The 19,162-nt window shown below is 65.2% G+C and carries 14 protein-coding genes and 1 pseudogene; 10 read left to right on the forward strand and 5 right to left on the reverse strand.

Annotation, left to right across the window (positions count from 1 at the left end; all coding sequences use genetic code 11):
- Positions 1 to 74: 74 nt before the first annotated feature.
- Positions 75 to 674, reverse strand: coding sequence for a TetR/AcrR family transcriptional regulator (locus M1L53_RS04025; RefSeq protein ID WP_003945885.1), 600 nt, complete (start codon positions 672 to 674; stop codon positions 75 to 77).
- Between the two features lie 72 nt (positions 675 to 746).
- Positions 747 to 1,925 carry a glycoside hydrolase family 3 N-terminal domain-containing protein gene (locus M1L53_RS04030; RefSeq protein WP_047269558.1) on the reverse strand — a complete coding sequence of 393 codons (1,179 nt, stop codon included), beginning with the start codon at positions 1,923 to 1,925 and terminating at the stop codon, positions 747 to 749.
- Positions 1,926 to 2,026: 101 nt separating this feature from the next.
- Between M1L53_RS04030 and M1L53_RS04035 the strand changes: the two genes are divergently transcribed.
- From M1L53_RS04035 to M1L53_RS34800, 4 genes are all read left to right on the forward strand, one after another.
- The gene (locus M1L53_RS04035) at positions 2,027 to 2,494 is read left to right on the forward strand and encodes a universal stress protein (RefSeq protein WP_003945900.1); all 468 of its coding nucleotides are present in this window, start codon (positions 2,027 to 2,029) and stop codon (positions 2,492 to 2,494) included.
- A gap of 45 nt (positions 2,495 to 2,539) precedes the next feature.
- Positions 2,540 to 3,628, forward strand: coding sequence for an isochorismate synthase MenF (locus M1L53_RS04040; RefSeq protein WP_054187989.1), 1,089 nt, complete (start codon positions 2,540 to 2,542; stop codon positions 3,626 to 3,628).
- 129 nt (positions 3,629 to 3,757) lie between these two features.
- Complete coding sequence (locus M1L53_RS04045; RefSeq protein WP_003945488.1) at positions 3,758 to 3,931, forward strand: DUF2613 domain-containing protein; 174 nt, start codon at positions 3,758 to 3,760, stop codon at positions 3,929 to 3,931.
- Positions 3,932 to 3,974: 43 nt separating this feature from the next.
- Positions 3,975 to 8,309 carry an alpha-(1->3)-arabinofuranosyltransferase gene (locus M1L53_RS34800; RefSeq protein WP_054187990.1) on the forward strand — a complete coding sequence of 1,445 codons (4,335 nt, stop codon included), beginning with the start codon at positions 3,975 to 3,977 and terminating at the stop codon, positions 8,307 to 8,309.
- Between the two features lie 23 nt (positions 8,310 to 8,332).
- Here M1L53_RS34800 and M1L53_RS04055 read toward each other — a convergent pair.
- A pseudogene (locus M1L53_RS04055) lies at positions 8,333 to 9,382 on the reverse strand (acyltransferase family protein); the annotation flags it as partial.
- A gap of 216 nt (positions 9,383 to 9,598) precedes the next feature.
- On the opposite strand from M1L53_RS04055, the gene M1L53_RS04060 reads away from it, so the two are divergent.
- On the forward strand, positions 9,599 to 10,732 hold the full coding sequence (locus tag M1L53_RS04060; RefSeq protein ID WP_007734539.1) for a DUF3068 domain-containing protein: 1,134 nt from the start codon (positions 9,599 to 9,601) through the stop codon (positions 10,730 to 10,732).
- Positions 10,733 to 10,901: 169 nt separating this feature from the next.
- The gene (locus M1L53_RS04065) at positions 10,902 to 11,858 is read left to right on the forward strand and encodes an ABC transporter substrate-binding protein (RefSeq protein WP_054187991.1); all 957 of its coding nucleotides are present in this window, start codon (positions 10,902 to 10,904) and stop codon (positions 11,856 to 11,858) included.
- Here M1L53_RS04065 and M1L53_RS04070 read toward each other — a convergent pair.
- The gene (locus M1L53_RS04070; protein ID WP_054187992.1) at positions 11,839 to 13,065 is read right to left on the reverse strand and encodes a lipopolysaccharide biosynthesis protein; all 1,227 of its coding nucleotides are present in this window, start codon (positions 13,063 to 13,065) and stop codon (positions 11,839 to 11,841) included. The genes M1L53_RS04065 and M1L53_RS04070 overlap by 20 nt on opposite strands.
- 33 nt (positions 13,066 to 13,098) lie before the next feature.
- On the opposite strand from M1L53_RS04070, the gene M1L53_RS04075 reads away from it, so the two are divergent.
- Positions 13,099 to 14,838: a hypothetical protein gene (locus M1L53_RS04075; protein WP_054187993.1), complete on the forward strand. Its 1,740-nt coding sequence runs from the start codon at positions 13,099 to 13,101 to the stop codon at positions 14,836 to 14,838.
- On the opposite strand, the gene M1L53_RS04080 is transcribed toward M1L53_RS04075, so the two are convergent.
- Positions 14,785 to 15,999: a glycosyltransferase family 4 protein gene (locus M1L53_RS04080; protein WP_042920253.1), complete on the reverse strand. Its 1,215-nt coding sequence runs from the start codon at positions 15,997 to 15,999 to the stop codon at positions 14,785 to 14,787. The genes M1L53_RS04075 and M1L53_RS04080 overlap by 54 nt on opposite strands.
- 173 nt (positions 16,000 to 16,172) lie before the next feature.
- Between M1L53_RS04080 and M1L53_RS04085 the strand changes: the two genes are divergently transcribed.
- The 3 genes from M1L53_RS04085 to M1L53_RS04095 all read left to right on the forward strand — a co-directional run bounded on the left by M1L53_RS04085 (position 16,173) and on the right by M1L53_RS04095 (position 19,162).
- The gene (locus M1L53_RS04085) at positions 16,173 to 16,943 is read left to right on the forward strand and encodes a bifunctional 2-polyprenyl-6-hydroxyphenol methylase/3-demethylubiquinol 3-O-methyltransferase UbiG (RefSeq protein WP_003945692.1); all 771 of its coding nucleotides are present in this window, start codon (positions 16,173 to 16,175) and stop codon (positions 16,941 to 16,943) included.
- A 4-nt stretch (positions 16,944 to 16,947) separates the two neighbouring features.
- Positions 16,948 to 17,835: an ROK family protein gene (locus M1L53_RS04090; RefSeq protein WP_007734524.1), complete on the forward strand. Its 888-nt coding sequence runs from the start codon at positions 16,948 to 16,950 to the stop codon at positions 17,833 to 17,835.
- A gap of 139 nt (positions 17,836 to 17,974) precedes the next feature.
- Positions 17,975 to 19,162, forward strand: a complete 1,188-nt coding sequence (locus M1L53_RS04095) for a phosphotransferase family protein (RefSeq protein WP_007734522.1) — start codon at positions 17,975 to 17,977, stop codon at positions 19,160 to 19,162.

A 19,162-nucleotide genomic window follows, 5' to 3' on the forward strand; every position in this document is an offset into this window, starting at 1 on the left:
CCCCAATTGAGCGAACGTACCTTTCGGCGCCTTGGATGCGCTGAAAGGTACGTTCGCTCAGATTGGTTTGAGAGCTATTCGGACTTCTTCTTGCCCGACAGACCGCGCCACGCGAGGGATTCGAGTAGATCCGCTGCGGCATCCACTTCGATTTCCCCACCCGCAACCCGGTCCGCTACCGCCTCACCTGCGCCGACGAGCGCGATGGCGATGATCCCGTAATCGTGCGCGGCATCAGGATCCTTGGTGCTGGACTCGAGCAGATGCGCGGTCAACTCGATCAACCGATCGCGACTGGACTGCACGGTGCCCGCAAAAGCCTGCTGCCCGACGGCCTGACGGTAGAGCACCATCCACGACTTGCGGTTTGCGCCCACGAACCCGAGGAAGCCCTCGAGAGCGGCGCGCAATTGTTCACGCGGAGTCAGGTTCGGCGCGCCGGCCGGGGCGAGGGCCTCAAGGAAGCGGAGTCCTTCACGATGAATGCACGCCGCGAACAGCTCTTCCTTCGAGCCGTAGTACAGGTACAGCATCGGCTTCGAGATCTCGGCCTTGGCCGCGATGGTGTCCATCGAAGTTTCGTGAAATCCCCTGTCGGAGAACACGTCCACAGCCGCGTCGAGCATCTGCTGCTCACGCACTGCGCGTGGCAGTCGCTTGGTACCGCCGGCCATGCTTCCTCCAACCACAGGGTAAATGTCGATCTTACTCTACGGTAAGATTGCGCGTCGAATCCTGACTTCGACTCAGCAGGTCACGGCACCTTTGGCAGCGGCAACTGTGACCACAGCCTGATCGACCCGCGTCTGCGGAAGCTCACCCGACGCGACGGCCTGCTCGAGATGATCGAGAACCCGCGGAACGTCGTCGGTGGTCAGCCACAATGCCTGATCGACTCCAGCCACCAGCGCAGCCTGAACCGCGTCAGCAATATCGTATCGGTCGGTGATCGCCTGCATGCCGCTGAGGTCGTCGGTGAACACCGGGCCGGTGAACGGCGCTGCGCCGTAACCCACTCCGTCGCGAAGCAACGCAACGGCTGCGGGGCTGATGCTGGCAGGGATACCGGGCTCGGTCAGACCGGGAACCTCGAGGTGACCCATCATGACGCCGACTCCGGTTCCCGACAGCTCACGGAAGGGAATCAGGTCCGACGCGATCAGATCCTGTAGCGGCGGCGTTGTCACCTCACCCCGGTGCGAGTCACCCGACGCGCTGCCATGCCCGGGAAAGTGCTTGATCACCGGGAAGATTCCGGCATCGCGCATGCCCTGCGCGTACGCACCGGCGTAGGCAACCACGGTCTGGGGGTCGTCGGAGTACGAGCGGTCCCCGATCACGGAGTCGTCGGGTTGGCTGCTGACGTCGACGTCGGGTGCGTAGTTGACGGTGATCCCGAGATCCTTCAAACCGCGTCCACGCTCGAGTGCCATCTGGTACGTCTGTTCCACTGTCATGGTCTGCGCCGTTTCCCTGGCCGACGGATCGGGCCCGAGGATGTCCGCGACGCGCGAAACCCGTCCACCTTCTTCGTCGATCGTCACCATCAACGGCAACTTCGACGCCGAAGCAACCTGCGGCACTTCGCGATTGGTGAGCATCGACTGATCGGTCCAACTTCCGACGAATATGCCGCCGATCTCCTCGTTCTGCACTATCGACAACGCGTCGTCGGTCCCGGTGACGCCGACGTTGAGCAGCTGGGCAAGTTTCTGACGCAAGGACAGCGAGGCTAGAAGGTCACTACCGCACGACGCGGCGACGGGTGCGGAGCTCGATGCCGCAGGCGTCGACGTGATCTCGGAGGTGGTGCTGGTCGGGGCGCTCGAAACCGGATCGGCGGTCCCGTTTTCGCCCGAGCATCCCGCAACCAACCCTCCGCACAATGCAATGGTCGTTGCAGCCTTCAGAAACTTGATCCGCATACCTCGACCGTAACGGACCCGGTACCCATACACTCCCTCACGGGCACATCGGGACGGTAGCCTGGAAGAGAACCGATTCCCCCGCTGACGAGGAGGTCGTGATGCCACAAGGTCTGATGCTCATCGCGTACGACGGTTCCGACAACGCCAAGCGTGCAGTCGACTATGCGGGGCGTTTCCTCTCCGCCAATCGTGCTGTTCTCGTCACTGCCTGGGAGCCCATGGTTCGCCAGGCCGCTCGCATGTCCGGCTTGTCCGGGGTGATGCAACCGGAGTGGGTTCCCGACGACGACGTCGAGGACATCGCGTACACCGACGCCAAAGTCACCCTCGCCGAGGGCGTCGCACTGGCCGAGGCCGCAGGCCTGACCGTCGAAGGTAGAAGCGCCGAGTGCCGATCCGCGATCTGGTCTGCAATCTGCGAAACCGCAGACGAATTGGACGTCGACATCATCGTGACCGGCACCCGTGGCACCACGGGTTTGCGGTCGCTACTGCAGAGCAGCGTCGCGGATCATGTTCTGCGTCACAGTCATCGGCCGGTGTTGATCGTCCCTCCGGGGAAGTGACCTTCGCGCATTCCTGATCCGTGGCCGACTAGTGTCGAAAGCACCATGGACGGTTTTGTTCTCTCGCGCCCCGATCACAGCGTGGTCACCCGCGGCGTACGACGCAGCTTCGACAGCTCCGACGCGGCCACCCACGCTCTGTCGGCAGGTACGACAAAGCTGATCGTCGGAGCGCTCCCCTTCGACCCGGCTGCCGCAACGGCGTTGTACGAACCCGCCGAGGCGACGATCGCGTCGCGGCCGTGGCAACCGCGCGATCCCCAGGCCCTGCCCACGACCCGAGTTGACCGGGAGATCCCGTCGTCGTCGGAGCATATTCGTCGAGTGGAAAAGTTGATCGGACGCCTCCGCAGTGGAGAGATCGACAAGGTTGTCGCGGCTCGCACTGTGGAACTTCGCACGCAGACCCCGATCTCCCCAACCGCGCTCGCCGCACGCATGGCGGCGCTCAATCCCGTCGCCAACACCTTTGCCGTCGACCTCTCTGCTGCGGGAGCCGAATTCGCGGGCCACAGCCTGGTCGGCGCGACGCCCGAAGTATTGGTCAGTCGACGCGGGCGCGTCGTGACGTGTCGCCCGTTGGCCGGGACCACCAAGCGATCCGCCGACGCCGATCAAGACCGCGAGGCAGGCGAAAGCCTTCTGCATTCGACGAAGAATCTGGCCGAGCACGCCTTCGTGACGTCGTGGATCCGCGAGGTCCTGCAACCGATGTGCAGTGATCTGTCGGTGCCGGCAACTCCCGAACTGACCAATACTCACGAGGTCTGGCACTTGGCCAGCCCGATCCGCGGCACGCTGCGAAACGACACTACTGCGCTCGACCTCGCCATCGCGCTGCATCCGACGCCCGCGCTGTGCGGAACACCCACTGACGCGGCACTGAAGGTCATCCGCGAGACCGAGGAACCTCGGCGTTTCTACGGCGGCGCCGTGGGATGGTGCGACGAGGCCGGTGACGGCGATTGGGTGGTTGCCATCCGCTGCGCCGAGATCAGTGCAGACGGCCGCAACGCCTGGGCCAGCGCGGGTGGTGGAATTGTCGCCGAATCGGATCCGCAGGACGAACTCGACGAGACATCTACGAAACTGCGCACTCTGTTGACCGCGCTTGGCGCCGAAACCCTCGACTGACCAGCACGTCACGAGGGTAATCGTCCGGATTCTCGAGTGCGGGTGATACCTTGACCCGAGCAGTTCGTACGGGCCGGTAAGTCCGTCCGACCGCGAACGACCGACTAACGACCAATTGGGAGATCCGCGATGACGAAGTTCCTTGTCCCCGGTGTGGCCAGCGCTGTCATCGGTGCCGTTCTGGGTGCCGGCGTCATCTTCGGTGTCACGGCCGCCGCGTCGGACAACACTCGTCCCGAGATCGACCGCAGCGGAAACGCAGATTCTTCCGTGCTGAACCAGGTTGAGTACGGCAGCCGCTGAGAGCGCAGGCCTCGCGAGTTCCCGTTCTTCCGCCGACGCAGCGGTGTCTTCGGTAGACACCGCCCCGTCGGCAGAGCCCCTGTCGAAGCGGTGGCTGTTCGGCGCCTCCGTCGTAGCGTTTCTTCTCACTTTTCTGCAATCGCCGGGTCTGATCACCGCTGACACCAAGTACGACCTGACGCAGAATCCGTTCGGTTTTCTCGAACGCGCGTCGCATCAGTGGAGTAGTCAGGCCCCGCTCGGCCAGGTTCAGAACCAGGCCTACGGATATTTCTTTCCGCACGGGCCGTTCTTCGCGCTCGGCGAGTTGGCGAACGTTCCGCCGTGGATCACCCAGCGCATCTGGTGGGCGCTGCTTCTGATCGCAGGATTCTGGGGCATCATCCGAGTTGCCGAGGCTCTCGGTATCGGCAGCCGTAGTTCGCGCGTCATCGCAGCGGTTGCCTTTGTTCTTTCTCCCCGCGTGCTGACCACGCTCGGTTCGATTTCCTCGGAAACCCTGCCGATGATGCTGGCGCCGTGGGTGTTGTTGCCGGTGATTTTGGCCTTCGGCCCTGTGCGTGGAAAAGGAGTCCCTGGACTCCCTGACCACTCACGGGGGTTGAGGCGGTTGGCCGCACAATCCGCGCTTGCCGTCGCGCTCATGGGTTCGATCAATGCCGTCGCCACTGCCGCGGCCTGCCTGGTCGCGATCATCTGGTGGCTCTCGCACAAACCCAACCGAACATGGCTGACGTTCACCGCGTGGTGGGCGCTGTTCGTCGCTCTCGGCACCCTCTGGTGGATCGTGCCGCTACTTCTGCTCGGCAAGATCAGCCCACCGTTTCTCGACTACATCGAGTCCGCCGGTGTCACCACTCAGTGGGCATCGCTCGCCGAGATACTTCGCGGCACGGACAGTTGGACCCCGTTCGTCTCCCCCGAGCGCATTGCCGGCGCCGTCCTGGTCACCCAACCCGCAGCAGTCGTCGCCACCGGCCTGGTTGCCGCCGCCGGCCTCGCCGGGCTCTGCATGCGGTCCATGCCTGCTCGCGGCCGGCTGACGCTCATCCTGTTCGTCGGTATCACCGGCCTGGCCGCGGGTTACGTGGGTGAACTCAGCTCGCCGGTGTCGGAGTCGGTGCGCCTGTTCCTCGACTCGGCAGGCGCGCCGCTGCGCAACGTCCACAAGCTCGAGCCGTTGGTCCGTCTGCCGCTGGTGCTCGGACTCGCACACCTGCTGGCCAAAGTGCCACTGCCGGGATCGGTTCCACTCCCCCGATGGCGCCGCTCGTTCGCCCATCCCGAGCGCGAACCGATGGTCGCACTGACCAGCCTGATCCTCGTTGCCCTCACCCTCTCGACCGCCTTGGCCTGGACGGGAAAGCTCGCTCCCCGCGGTGCCTATCCGGACGTCCCCTCGTACTGGAACGAGGCGGCGCAGTGGCTCGAGGACAACACCTCCCCCGGATCGGAAGCCGAACGTGCCCTGGTCGTCCCGGGAGCGCCCTTCGGCAGCCAGGTGTGGGGTCTGACGCGTGACGAACCGCTTCAGGCGTTGGCGAGTACGCCGTGGGCAGTACGTGACTCGGTCCCGCTGACCCCTCCCGGCGCCATCCGAGCGCTCGATTCGGTGCAACGTCTCATCGCCGACGGACGTCCGTCGGACGGCCTCGCACAGACCTTGCTGGGGCAGGGCATCCACTACCTGGTGATGCGCAACGACCTCGACGGCGAAACGTCGCGCTCGGCCAGGCCGATTCTCGTGCACCAGGCGGTCGAAGGCTCGCCGGGGATCAAGCGAGTCGCCCACTTCGGTGAAGACGACAGCCCCGAACCGATCGAAGGGCTGGTCGCGGACAGCGATCTGCGGCCCGGTTACCCAGCCATCGAGATCTTCGAGGTCACCCCGCCCGACGGCACCCCGGCGGTCAGCGGCCCGTACTCCGTCGACCTGAACCAGGTTCCGCGTGTACAAGGTGGGCCGGAATCGTCTGTGCGACTTCACGAAAGCGGGCTGGTTCCGGGGACCGGGCCGATGATTCTTGCCGCCGACGCCGAAGCTGCGGGACTGCCCGTCGATTCTGTCACCGTCACCGACACACCGCGCGATCGGGAAACCGATTTCGGTCAGGTCGACAACCACAGTTCCGCCCTGCGCACCCCCGACGACGCTCGTCGTACCTACAATCTGGTGCCCGACTACCCGGTTGCGAACACGCCTCTCGTGGAAGGCCGTTGGAGCGGAGCTTCGATCACCGTCTCCAGCGCCGCCTCGGATGCCACCCAGCTGGGCGGCACTTCACCGTCGAGCAGTCCCGCGTCGACGGTCGACGGCGATCCCGCCACCGGCTGGTTCAGCAACGGCATCGAGCGAGCCCTGGGCCAGTGGTTGCAGATCGACTTCGACACACCGATTTCCAGCGGGTTGCTTCATCTGACCACCAGTGCCGCGGCAATCGGTGCTCCCGTCAAATGGCTCGAGGTCTCGACACCGAACGGCAGCACAGCGGTGAAGGTGGAGCGTCCCGGTGAGCCCATCACCGTCTCGATCCCGGGCGGCACCACTCCGTGGGTACGCATCACAGCGACTCACACCGAAAACGGATCGCCTGGAACACAGTTCGGCATCAGCGAACTCTCCGTCGAAGACTTCTCCGATCGCAGCGCACCGAAGACCGTACCGATCCGTTTCGACACGGTCCTGCCGAATACGCCGACGGGCGCATCCGTGAACGCCTGGAATCTGAGCCAGGAGTTCCCCGGTCGCAACGCGTGCGCGGACTCGACCGACCGCGTGCGGTGCAGCAATGCATTCATGGCGATACCCGAAGAGCCGAGCCGTTTCCACCGCACACTCACGGTGCCCGAAAATACAGTCGTTGCACCGACACTGACCGTCCGGGCGCGTCAGGGCAACGCCCTCGAAGATCTGCTTTCCGTCCCCGGCCGAATCACGGCTTCGGGTTCGAGCGACATCGGCGACACACGCGGATCTGCCTTCGCTGCCACCGACGGCGACGCACGCACCACGTGGTCGGCGCCGCAGAGCACCACCGAACCGGGCGGCCCGAAACCGACGCTGACTCTCAATCTTCCCGAGCCGACCCTGGTCACCGGCCTGGACATCACGCGGGGACTCGGCACCCTGCCGTCGCTGCCGACCAGCGTCGCGGTGAATCTCGGCAACGGGCCGCAGGTTCGAGAACTGCCCGGGCCCTCGGACGATACGCCTCAAACCAGTCGAGTTACCCTCTCCCCCTTCGTCACCGACAAGATCGTCCTGAGCATCACCGATTGGGAACCGGTCCTCGATCAGACGGCGCTCGGCTTCGCCCAGGCGCAGCCCACCGGCCTCGCCGAGGTCGGCGTCGTCGGTGCCGACGGAACCCCGATCGCCGGTTCCGGAGTACAGGGCACAGACTCATTCGACAACCGCACCGTCACCGTCACCTGTGGCGACGGACCGACCATTTCGGTTGCCGGACAGCAGTTCCCCACCTCGATCACGGCGACGGCGATGCAACTCCGGACCGGCGCACCCGTCGAGGCACGTGTGTGCGATCTGGACGCGTCGGCGACGTTGCCGGCGGGACAGCCTGAAGTGGTCGTCGAACCAGGCCCCGCATTCTCGGTCGACAATCTCGACCTGACGACGGTCGGTCCTTCAGCCGCGCAACGGAATACACCGCTCGAATCGACCGCGTGGACGGCGAATCACCGCGAACTCTCCGTCACGAACTCGTCCATCGATCAGCTGATCGTCAATCCCGAGAGCACCAGCATCGGTTGGATCGCCACCGCGCCGGACGGTTCCGAGCTGACGCCGGTGGTCGTGAACGGTTGGCAGCAGGGCTGGATCGTGCCGGCAGGCACCGCGGGAACCGTCACCATCGACTTCCCCAGCGACCGTTGGTACCGCCTCGGCATCTTCGGCGGGCTCGTGTTGCTGATCCCGCTGCTGTTCGCGGCTCTTGTCCCTACGCGCCGAGAGCCCAAGTCCCTCACACCACCCCGTCCGTGGCGCAGCGTCGCGGCAGGATGGGTGGGCGTGCTCGCGGCGGCCACCGTCATCGGAGGCGGAGTGGGAGCGGCGATCGCAGTTGTGTGCTCGATCCTCGGACTTGCCGCGCTGCGAATCTTCGGCCCGACTCGGACCGCACGCATTCTCGTCGGCACCGCCGGCGTGGCCGCGATGATCGGCATCACGCTGCTCTCGACCGGACCGTGGCGAGCACCGGGCGGCTATGTGGGCGACTCGTTCGCGATTCAGTTCTCGATGTTGGTGGCCTTGGTCGTGACCGGGTTGGCCGCGTTGCCCTTTGCCGGTTCACCGATATGGCGGCGCTTCTCCCAGCGCGTCACCGCGACGCGCGCCGGTTCCTCCACCAAGGCGTAACTGGCCGAGGCCACAGCGACGCTCAGGACGACCGTCAACGCCAGGACGTAGAAGAAGCTGCCCGAGAACGGAACTATGCCGAACACGGGGAACACAGCGTTCAGTACGGCCAGGTGCCAGATGAACAGGCCGTAGGACCAGCGTCCGATTGCCAGCGCCAGCGGGCTCGCCAGGAATCGATGCTGCGATTGATCGCGCAACACCAATGGCGCGATCAACGAAAAACTGATGATCGCGCCGAGTGCAATCTTGATCGCGTACTGCCACGGCTCCGGCCGCACCAGACCTTCGGGCCCGGCCAGATCGGTGCACGAGAGAACGAAGGCCACAAACGCAACAAAAGTCAGGAGCACCCGCCGGTGCGCGAGGCGATGTATCCACGTCGACGGGCCCACGGCCAACTCGGCCAGCACCATGCCGGCGCCGAACCACGGCAGGTAGCCCGGCAGCCAGTTGTCGTGGTGAATGGCGTCCGGAGTCGGGATCGGAATGAAAGCCCACGTCAGCGCCAACACCGACACCCCGAGCAGAAGCGGTAGCCGGAACCGGGCCGAGTTTCCGCGTAGTCGCACCATCAGATACGCGAACAGCGGCAGTAGTACATAGAACGCAACCTCGACCGACAGGCTCCACATCTGCGTGAGGCCCTCGGTGAGTGTCAACGGCACGAACACCTGCGCCAACCCGAGATTCGCCAACCACACTTGGTAGCCCCCGCCGGCACCGGGCAGGAACAGCAGGATCAGGACCACCGCCACCCAGTACGCCGGCAGAATGCGCGTCGCGCGGGAGATCCAGTACCGGACGGTCGACTGCGGCTGCCCGATTCCGCGGGCCTTTGCCGCGTGGGGGCGCCACAGGAGAAATCCGGACAAGGCAAAGAACACCGCTACGGCGAGATCGAGTCGACCGAACGCGCGCCCGATCGCGCCGGACTGCGCTTCACCGGTTTGGAACGCGACATGGGTGACGAGGACACCGAGCGCCGCCAATCCACGCATACCGTCCAAAGCCGGAACGAAGCCCCGAGCCTGTGGCGGGACCGTCTGAGGGGAATTCGTGGAACTGATCATCACGGATAAGTGTGCACCCCAGGCCGATTGAGGGAAACCACCAGGGACTCACAACAAAATGCCTGGCCAATTCATGCCCTCATGCGACAAACCGGGCCGGTGGACTGTTAGTGTTCTGCCACACATGGTGTCCATCGGGGGCCCCATGCGATCTGCGCAGCTCATATTGTGCCGGTTGGGGAACCTCGAAAGACTTAACGGGTTAGGAGTCACAGCATGGCGGAACGCTCAGGGCCGAGCCGGATACTTCCTTGCATTCTGGTGGGCCTCGGTGCCTTCCTTTTGGCCATCGCCATCCTCATTCCTACCTACACGGTAGGCAAGCTGGAGAAGACGCCACTCGACCTCGAGGTGACCACTGTCGCCACAGGCACCGGTAGCGTCCTCAACTCGGCGGCCCTCCTCGGCGGAAAGGCACAGGTCGACACCAACGTGCCGATCGTCGCTCAGCGCTACGTCACCACGCAGGACCCGTCCGACGCCGACATCATCACCGTCGAAGCCGGCCAGACCGTCCGTCGTACCGACAAGCAGGGTGACACCGGACTGCTGACCGCAACCCTGGACCGCGTCACGCTCGATCGCGTCAGCTCGATGCCGACCAACGATCCGGTCGGAACCGTCCAGACGTCCAGCGACCAGCCCGCCGAAGAAGTTTCCCGCGACGGTCTGCAGTACAAGTTCCCGTTCAACACGGAACAGAAGAGCTACCCCTACTTCGACCTGAACGCTCGCGCCACGAAGGACATCGACTTCGTCGAAGAGACCGAGATCAACGGTCTGAAGGTGTACCACTTCCAGCAGACGATCGATCCCGTCGACCTGTCGAAGGTCGTCAACTCCCCCACCAACAAGCTGAGCCTGCCCGCCGACACCTGGGGCGTTCCCGGTGGCGCTACTCCGATCACGATGACGCGTTGGTACACCAACGTCCGTGACCTGTGGGTCGAGCCCAAGACCGGCGTCGTCGTCAAGGGCCAGGAGCAGTTGCACCAGTACTACGGACGCAACAAGGACTCGGTCGACGTCGAGGTTCTCAAGGTCACGCTGCCCTTCGACGAAGCAACCATCGAGTACCAGGTCCAGCAGGCACGTGACGGCATGGACAAGCTCTCGCTGTTCGGCCGCACAGTCCCGATCGTGGCAGGTGTGCTCGGCGTCATCGCGCTGATCGCCGGTATCTTCCTCGGCATTCGCGGCGGCAAGGGCGGAACTCCGGCCCGCGCTGCACACGGCGGAACGAACCAGAATCCCAGCGGCCAGGGCTCGCCCGAGCCGGCTCCGGGTGAGCACGACTGGACCTCGGACGACACTCAGGTGATTCCGCGTCCGGATCTGCGCAAGGACTGATTCAGACAGTAAGCAGAGCGCCCCTTCCACACGGAAGGGGCGCTCTGCTGCGTTTCGGGGCTTTGTTGCCGGATCGGCGTACGGATTGGCGCAACGGGTCGTTCCCTCCGCGTGGTTGCGGGCTTAGCGTTTTCTGGAAGTCCAGACCACCCCGAACACGAGGAGCCACATGCCCGCATCAACAGTTCTGGGTTCGCACATCTGTGTCAGCGATCTGACGCGACGGAGATTTGTTGTCGGCACGGCTGCATTCTCCGGGCTGTTCGCCGCCGGTTGCGCGAGGTCCGCCGGTACCGAGGGCGATTCGGCCGGGATGCGCACGGTCACGACCTCGCTCGGAACCTACGACATTCCGGTCACCCCGAAGCGCGTCGTCGCCATCGACTCCCGACTCGACCTCGAACCAGCCGTTGCGATGGGCCTGCCGGTCATCGCGTACAGCTTCGACGCCGCCGAGCCGTGGGTTCCGGCCGATCCCACGGCACAGGTGTTCGAGGCACCGGTCAACGTCGAGGCAATTCTCGCGCTGGAACCGGACCTGATCATCTGCACCGACATCGGTGAGGCCTCCGACATGTGGCCGCTACAGCAGTTGAGCCAGACAGCGCCTGTGCTTCCGATGGACTTCACGCGCCCGTGGCGCGAGAACATCGATCAGCTGGCGAGTTGGCTGAATCGCACCGAGAACCCCGACGTCCGTCAGGTCATCGGAGCGTACGAGGACAAGGCAGCCGGATTGAAGGAACGCCACGCCCCGAGCTTGGCGAGCAAGCAGATCGTGCTGCTGAACTACGTGAATCAGAAGGTCAACGGCGTCAACCGCAAGGGCATCTCCACACAGGTGGCCGAAGACCTCGGCGTCCAGCTCCAGTGGCCGGTCGAGGGACAGAAGGAGATCTCCACCGAAAATCTGGTGACTTCCCTCGACTCGGCCGACGGAATGATCGTCACCACCGCGCCCGGCGTGGATCCCGTCACCGACGACCGCGCGATGTGGAACCGTATCCGCGCAGTACAAGGCGACAACGTCGTCTACACGGGCGGGAACATCAACTACGGATCCGTCTACACCGCGATGCGTACGCTCGACTACTTCGACGATTTGTTCACGCGTCTGGAGAACTGACGCCGGTGTGAGGTGCCGGCCGGGCGCGGTCGGCACTTCGCACTGCGGCGACGGACACCGCCAACGCCGTCGTCGACGCAACCACCACGGCGACGCCGATCAACTCTCCCGGCGTCTTCGCCCACATCAGCATCACCGTCGCCTCCACGGCCAGTCCTGCCCACGCCAGAACGGCCACTCGTGTGCGTTCTGACGCGATTGCGGACAGCAAAGCACCCTGGAGTACCGCCAGCGCTGCACCGTGCAGGGCGAAGGCCCACAGCATCGGAGCCACGGCGGCGTACGCGTCGCCCACGAGCATCGGCACCAGCGGGCCGGCAACCGCGGCCCCCAGAACCAGGACGGCGCCGATACCGACGAGCACCGCCAACGCCGAGCGAACCGCCTGCGCCGAGTGCGCCGGGTTCGCCATCTTCGGGTACAGCACGACGCCCACTGCCTGTGGCAGCCAGAACGCCACCTTCGTCGCGACGGCGCCGAGTGCGTAGACACCGGCGTCGTATTCGCTGAGAACGACACGGACGATCAGCAGGTCCAGCGAAGACAACGCGATCAGCGCGAGCTGAACCTGAGACGCCGCGAGCACGGAGACGACGCCGATACGCACCGGACGGTCCTCGCTCACCGAGACGGTTCGGTCGACCACTCGAACTATCGCCACCAGCAACGCAGTTCCGGCCGCGCCCGCGACCAATGCCGCGCCTGCTCCGCCGCCGAAAGCCAGAACGATCACTGCCGGAAGGACTTTCATCACCCCGGCCCCGGCCAGTACGGCGCTGAGAGTGCCGAATCGACCGTGTCCTTGCAACAACCCCTGCTCCGTGGCCAGCAGAACCAACATGGGCGCAGTCACCAATGCCGAGAACGACGCCACGATTCCGGTGTCGAGCAGCCACGCCATCGCCGGAGTGAGCGCCACCGCGAGGACGGCGACGATCGCGGTGCATCGATACCCCAACGACCGCAACGCATCTGTGCTCTTGCCACGCACCGCCTCGCGGGCGACCACCGTCTGCAACGCCAAAGCCGGAACCGCAAGTACCAACTGGGCGGCAAGCAGACTCGCGAACTCTCCGTAGCCGACCGGACCCAACCATCGGCTGGCCAACCATGCCAACAGGTACGACGCGACATTGGCCGTCATCGATCCCACCAAAACCATGCCGACCCCGGCCGCGGCGGCGCGATCGAGTGGTTGGCGAGGCATGGCAGTAATGATGCACCACGTATCGTGCGCGTCATGACAGTGCAAGCCGGATACCGCCGTTACCTGCCTGCGGCGTACAGCCTGGCGCTGGCACTGTTGATCCTCGGACCGCTGCTCGGCCCCGGCTACCTCCTGCTGCGCGACGCCGTCAGCACGCCGCGCTCGTACTTGACCGACTCCGCCCTCGGACTCACCGACGCCGCAGCCCGCGCCGTTCCCCAGGACGCGCTGATCGCAGCGTTGAGCACCGTGATCGACGGCGGACTGGTGGTCAAGTTCATCCTGCTCGTGGCGCTCTGGCTCGCCGGTTGGGGTGCGGCGCGCATGGTCGCCGTCCTGCTGCCGACGGCCGGTCTCGGTCCACAACTGGTCGCGTCGACGGTGATGCTCTGGAACCCCTACGTGGCCGAGCGCCTGTTGCAAGGACATTGGAGCCTGCTGACCGGTTATGCCGCACTGCCGTGGATCGTGTGTGCCGGAATCGGAGTTCGCCGAGCCACGCCCGGGTCCTGGTGGGCGTTGGCCGCGTCACTGGCATTCGCGGGCCTGACACCTACCGGCGCTCTACTCGCTCTGACGGCCGCACTGGTGGTAGTTGCCACCCCCGGAGGCCGAACCTCGGCCATGCGGCGTGTCTGCGGCGCTATCGGGCTGTTCCTCGTCGCCGCCTCGCCGTGGTTGGTCGCCACCTTCGTATCCGGAGCAGCAGGCGACGGTTCCGATCCGGCGGGAGTCGCCGCCTTTGCCGCCCGAGCAGAACCGGGACTCGCGACGCTCGGCAGCCTCGCCGGTCTCGGCGGTATCTGGAACTCGGCAGCGGTACCGTTTACGCGCACAACACTCTTCGCATTGGTGGGAACAGTTCTTCTGCTTGTCGTGGTGTTCGCCGGTATGCCCGCTCTGTGGCGCCGACGCCGGAATCCTGTTGTCAGTGGACTCGGACTGCTGGCCCTGTTCGCGGTGCTGGGTCCGACCATGGGCGCTACCCCGTGGGGTCTCGACGCCGGCCGATGGTCGGTCGAGGTGTTCACCGGCGCCGGTCTACTGCGTGACGCGCAGAAGTGGGTCGCGCTGGCCGTCCCGTTCTACGCACTTGCTGCGGCCGCCGCGGTGATGTGGGCAGGCAATCGGTTCTCCCTCCCCCGCCCGGCATTCTCGGTCGCCGCCGTCGTGGTGACGATCGTGGCACTGCCGGATCTGGTGTGGGGTGTCGGCGGCGCGTTGAAGCCCGTGCACTACCCCGGGTCCTGGACCGTGGTGACCGAGCAACTGCGAGACGAAACCGGTGACGTTGCAGTGCTTCCCGCCGGAATGTTCCGCGCGTTCCCCTACAGCGGTGATGCGCCGGTACTCGACCCTGCACCACGCTTCCTGCCCCTCGACGTTCTGCAGACCGGCCAACTGGTGGTTGCCGGTGGTGCTGTCGGCGGCGAGGGGACTCGGGCAACTCGGGTCGAGGACCTACTGCTGGCCGGCGGAAGTCCTACGCAGTTGGCCGATCTCGGAGTCGGATGGGTACTGATCGAGCGCGGGACACCAGGTCAACTCGGCAACTCGGCAACCACGCTAGACGGCTTGGAACAGGTCTTCGCCGACAACGATCTCGCGCTATTCCGAGTACCGGGAGACATTGCCACGCAGGAAGCCTCGACCAGTGCCCGAACTGCCGTCGTAGTTGCGCATCTCGCGTGGGTCCTGATGGGTGCGATCGCGCTGATCTCAGTCGGACTGAACCAGAACCGAATTCGACTCGCGCGGCGCGGCCAGTCCTGAGACCCACCGACCGTCCTTGTGCGCGGTCAGCACCTCGAGCACTCCGGTGCCGGTCTGTTCCCAGGAGAACTCACCGGACCACACGCGAGCTTTCTCACCGAGCACCATGCGAAGTTCGTGGTCGCGGAGCAGAGTGCCGGCAGCCTGCGTCAGATCGGCGATGTCGCCCTCGCCGGCGTTCTCGCCCCCGACCAGAAGGCCCGTCACTCCGTCGACGATCGAGTCGGTCAGACCCTTCGAACTGCGGTAACCGATCGTCGGAACACCGTGCTGCGCAGCCTCGATGACCGCCAGGCCCCACCCTTCCTTCCGCGAAGGCATGAGGTGGATCCACGATTGCGCCAGCAGTTCGTGTTTGCGAGCCTCGTCGACGTGGCCGTAGAACGAGACGGCGTCACCGATCCCCAACTCGGCGGCACGATCGCGCAGGTTCTGCTCCCACCAACCACCACCGATGACGTCGAGATGGATGTCCGGAAGCGTAGGCCGCAGGGCTGCGACCGCTTCGAGTGCGTCCTCGATCTGCTTGTGCGGCACCAGCCGTGAGAGAACCGAGATGGTGGGACGCTCGGCCCTGGTGATCGATCCGCCCGCGTCGACGCCGACGGGGAGCCGATCGGCACCGTTACGCACCACGGCAATTCGTTCGCGCTCGACACCGAGGTCCACCAATTCTTCCGCTGAGGGAAGCGACACCGTCAGATACTGACTACGTCGATGGGTGCGCGGTGACAATCGCGATTCGACCCACCAGCCGATCCGGCCGACGAGCTTGCCTGCCACCGGCCACTGTTCGCGATGGCAGTGATGGACCAGAAGCGTGACCGGTGCACCCGCCACGGCCTTCGAGAAGAAGGGGATGCCGTTCTGGGTGTCGATCACCGCGTCGGGGCGGATGCCCTTGAGCGATCCGAAACCCAGACGTCCGGCGGCAATGGCGGCCAGAGCGCGGGGGTACACGCTGAAACGTCCACCGGCCCGGCTGATCGTGATGCCGTCTCGAACCTCCGACGCGGGCGCCCCGGGATACGACGCCGTCCGCAGCGTCACCTTGATACCGCGCTCGGCCAACTGGGATCCGACCTGCTCGAGGTAACGCTCGCTTCCACCGCCCTGGGGATGCCCGGTATCGCGCCAGCAGAGCAACAGAACCTCGCGCACGTGCGTTACTCCCTGAGTTGGTCGGTGGCCACCCCGGTTCGGGCGATCCTGCGGGATGCCCCGCCTGACCGGCCGGTAACCCTGCCGAACACCCTAACTGTTCGAGCGTCCGTATTGCCGCGCTCCTGACGGTGTTCGTGGACCGGGCGACCCAGTGGCTAAAGTTGCTACCCGTGACCAAGCCCGCAGTGACCCGCATTTTCGGCCGACGGGCAACCCTGAAACGCTCGTTCGGCCTGCTCAGCGACTTCCGCCACGAGCAGTCCGCGCCCGACATCTTCTACGGCGCGCTTGCGCGCGACTCCGTCGAATTGATCTCGGACCTGCACGAAGGTCACACCGGACGATCCCTCGACGGTCTCACTGTCCTCGACGTGGGCGGCGGTCCGGGCTATTTCGCGGAGGTCTTTCAAGCCGCAGGTGCCCGCTACATTCCCGTCGAACCCGATCCGTCGGAGATGCATGCTGCGGGTCTGACCGTGGGCGGCGCGGTGCGTGGATCCGGTTTGGCACTGCCGTTCCTGGACTCGTCCGTGGACATCTGCTTCTCCTCCAACGTGGCCGAACACGTCAGCGAGCCCTGGCTGATGGCCGAGGAAATGCTGCGCGTGACCAAGCCCGGCGGCTTGATGGTTCTCTCGTACACCCTGTGGTGGGGTCCGTTCGGCGGCCACGAAACCGGACCGTGGCACGCGCTGGGGGGCGAGTACGCAGCCAAGCGGTACCTACGCAAGACCGGACGCGAACCGAAGAACAGATTCGGGGTCTCGTTGTTCAAAGTCGGCGCCACGGACGGCTTACGCTGGGCCCGTGGAACCAGCCAGGGCACATTGCTCGCCGCGATCCCGCGCTACCACCCGTCGTGGGCGTGGTGGATGGTCCGAGTCCCCGGTCTGCGGGAGTTCCTGGTGAGCAACCTCGTCGTGGTTCTCGAAAAGCGATAGCGACATGCGCCTCGCAGTCGACATCGGTGGTACCAAGATGGCTGCCGGGGTCGTGTCCGAGGACGGCCGCGTTCCCGTGTTCGACAGCGTTCCGACGCCGCAGACCGACCCGTGGGGATCCTGTGCGGCGCTGCTCGAACGAGTCGCAGACGGCCGAGAGGTCGACGGTGTCGGCATCGCGTGCGCCGGGCCGGTGGACACCGTCGCCGGCGTCGTCGCTCCCATCAACATCACCGAGTGGGCACAGGGATTCGAGCTCGTAGCGGGCGTCCGCAGCGTCTTTCCCGATGCCGGAACCGCCCTCGCAATGGACGGAGCCGCAGCGGCATTGGCGGAGTTCCACCACGGCGCCGGACGCGGAACCCCGAACCTCCTGAGCCTGGTCGTCTCGACGGGAATCGGCGGAGGAATCGTTCTCGGCGGTGAGATTGCTCGGGGTCGCACGGGGAACGCCGGTCACATCGGCCACATCGTCGTTCCAGGATCTGCCGAACCGTGCAGCTGCGGGGGCGTCGGCTGCCTCGAGACGGTGGCAAGTGGACCGTCCGCGGTGCGATGGGCTCGTAGCCAGGGCTGGTCGGGGAACACCGGCCGTGAACTAGCCGAGGGTGCACGCAGCGGCGACGCGATCGCCGTGGACGCGCTTCACCGTGCAGGCACGGCGCTCGGTGGTGCCATCGCCTCGGCGGCTGCCCTCCTGGACGTGGACCTCGCGGTGATCGGCGGCGGTTTCGCCCAGTCGGGTACACCGCTGTGGGAACCGATGCTCGACGCGGCTGCCCGACATGCCCGTTTGTCGTTCGTCGCCGGGCTCCGGATCGTTCCCGCCGAGCTGGGTGGCGCCGGAACTCTGACCGGTGCGGGCTTGCTCGCGCTCACCGCCGTTATCTGACACGCGTTCTTCCCCGATAAATCCGCAGGGAGTCCCACTAAACGGGTGCCACCTGTTCCCAATTTCTGTAACGTGTTTTAGTGTTCTGACTCACACCGTTACGGGCATTGCACGTGACGCCTACGGGAAGGAGGTGACCGTGAGCCCAGACGCTTCCTCATCTGACGTTGCCTCGACCGCTTCTTCGACCGATGAAACCGAGCATCACGCCCAGGTCGCCCGACCAAGCGATTCCCTCCGCGACACCGAAGACCTCCGTGAGCGCCTGGAACGGTGGATGGCCGGCAAGGTGCCGAGCGGATCCACTGTGACCGTCGCCGACGTCACCTTGCCCGCAGCCAACGGCATGTCCAGCGAAACCATCCTCTTCGACGCCACCTGGGACGGCGAACATCATCCCTTGGTCGCTCGGGTGGCGCCGACGGAATCGACCATGCCGGTCTTTCCTGCCTACGACCTCGAATCCCAGTTCCGCACCATGGCTCAGGTGCGCGAGCACTCGGCAGTGCCCGTACCCGCGGTGTACTGGTCAGAATCCGACCCGGACGCGTTGGGTGCGCCGTTCTTCGTGATGGAACGCATCTCCGGCGACGTGCCACCGGACGTCATGCCGTACAACTTCGGATCGTGGGTCACCGAAGCGTCACCCGAGCAGCGAAAGACCCTGCAGCGCAGCTCGGTCGACGTCCTGGCTCAGTTGCATGCCATCGACAAACCTGGTGAGCGTTTCGACTTCCTCCGACTCCCGAATTCGGGAACGACTGCACGAGAAGCATTCACGGCGCACATCGCCGAGCAGCGCGCGTACTACGAGTGGGTGGTCTCCGACGGGATCAGATCACCGCTCATCGAACGTGCCCTCGACTGGATCGAGGAGAACAATCCCGCGGACGATTCGCCGGCAGTGCTCTGTTGGGGCGACTCGCGCATCGGCAACGTCATGTACCAGGACTTCGCGCCGGTAGCCGTACTGGACTGGGAAATGGCAACTCTCGGCCCGCGGGAGATGGATCTGGGCTGGATGGCATTCCTGCACAGGTTCTTCGAGGACATCGCCGGACTGGCGAACCTACCCGGTCTTCCCGACTTCCTTCGACTGCCGGATCTCGCGCAGACCTACGCCGAGATCACCGGCCACACCCCACACGATCTGGAGTTCTACGTTACCTATGCCGCACTGCGTCAGGCGGTCATCATGTGGCGAATCCAGGCTCGCGCCATAGCTTTCGGCCAGTCACAGCGACCCGAAGACCCCGACGACATGATCATGCACCGCGCTTCGCTCGCCGCGATGCTCGACGGTACCTACTGGGAGAGGTTGGCCTGA

Origin of the sequence: Rhodococcus sp. T9N (assembly GCF_024436645.1) — a bacterium.
GTDB lineage: Bacteria > Actinomycetota > Actinomycetes > Mycobacteriales > Mycobacteriaceae > Rhodococcus_F > Rhodococcus_F qingshengii.